Genomic DNA, 1,209 nt, shown 5'->3' with positions numbered 1-1,209 from the left:
CGTGCCTCCACTCGACGACAGCGACTTCGTGTCGCACTCTTGATCACATGCTGGGCCGCCTGCGCTCCCAGCCCCCACCGCGCCTTCACCTCGTCGTAGGTGAGCCTGCGCAGCGCGAAGTTGCTCTTCACACCCTGTTCGAAGGCGACCTGACTGGCCCAGGTCGCCGCCTCGTTGCCGGCGTGCAGGGTCGCCTCAAGTGCCGTCGCCTGTACGGACGTCGGCAAGAGCTTCACCTGCACGACCAGCTTCATGATCCCGACCGTACACGCCAGTGCGAGACACCCCCACACGTTCGTAGCCGTTCATCCCATCGAGCGAATCCGGTCACATTTCGGGATACTCCCGCGCCACCCAACCCGGAACCGAAGGCTCGGCACCCGGCCGCTCCGCGGCCAGTCAACCGCAGTGATACCGCGGCGCTCCGCGCCGCGGCCGCCAGGATGCGATTCCTCCCGGGGCTGAAGCCCCGGGGTTCCTCGCAAGAATCCGCTGAAGAACCGCAAGAGCGGCCTGTGCCTGGGCATTTCGAACGCGAGCACCGCCAACGGCGCGGTGGCCGCCCAGTTCGGCTGCGACGGCTCGCCCAATCAGGGCTGGCAGTTGATCACCCGCTAGCCGTACGGCCCGCCCGCTCCAACGCCGACGACGCCCCGGACACCGACCGGTCCGGGGCGTTACGGCGTGCCAGACTCCGGCCCCATCTCTGGGCCGGCGCCTCGATGTAGCGGTACGTCAGCACGCACAGCGGCAACAGCACGACATAGAAAGCCACTTCGAGTACGAGGTCGTCGTGCCGTCGGCGTCCGATCGTGCCGTCGCTCACCGCGAGCAGCACCGGATGCACGAGGTAGACCGAGTAACTGATCGTGCCCAGTCCCGTCAGCAGGCGCGGGATCCGCCGACGGCGCAGCGCCAGTCCGGCGCCGAAGGTGAACACGGCCAGCAGGAAGGCCGCGATCCAGCCGCGCTGTGTGAAGTGGTCCCCGCCGCCGTCGCCGTACGCACTCCCGACCGCGCAGACGACCACCACGACGGCCGCGCACGCCGCGTACGACCACCTGCTCTGACCGGTGTCGGCCCGGTACACCGCCGTACCGAGGAACATCACGGCGAGGATCACCAGGCCCTCCCACACCGGGACCGTGCCGTTGAAGGCGACCAGGGCCAGCGCGAGGACCCCGCCCAGCCCCCCCCCCCCCCCACGCC

2 protein-coding genes and 1 pseudogene are annotated in these 1,209 nt (G+C 69.4%); 1 reads left to right on the top strand and 2 read right to left on the bottom strand.

Annotated elements, in window-relative coordinates; translation table 11 throughout:
* Positions 1–254: pseudogene (locus AB0I77_RS53710) on the bottom strand (hypothetical protein); the annotation flags it as partial.
* Positions 255–492: 238 nt separating this feature from the next.
* Here AB0I77_RS53710 and AB0I77_RS53705 point away from each other — a divergent pair.
* Positions 493–618 (top strand): RICIN domain-containing protein, encoded by a 126-nt coding sequence (locus AB0I77_RS53705; RefSeq protein WP_363290353.1) that lies wholly within the window; start codon positions 493–495, stop codon positions 616–618.
* On the opposite strand, the gene AB0I77_RS53700 is transcribed toward AB0I77_RS53705, so the two are convergent.
* Positions 608–1,209: acyltransferase family protein (locus tag AB0I77_RS53700; RefSeq protein ID WP_363290352.1), on the bottom strand; the 602-nt coding region annotated here is incomplete at its 5' end. The genes AB0I77_RS53705 and AB0I77_RS53700 overlap by 11 nt on opposite strands.

It is taken from the genome of Streptomyces sp. NPDC050619, from assembly GCF_040654815.1.
Classification (GTDB): domain Bacteria; phylum Actinomycetota; class Actinomycetes; order Streptomycetales; family Streptomycetaceae; genus Streptomyces.
This window is presented reverse-complemented; position numbering and strand designations above follow the sequence as displayed.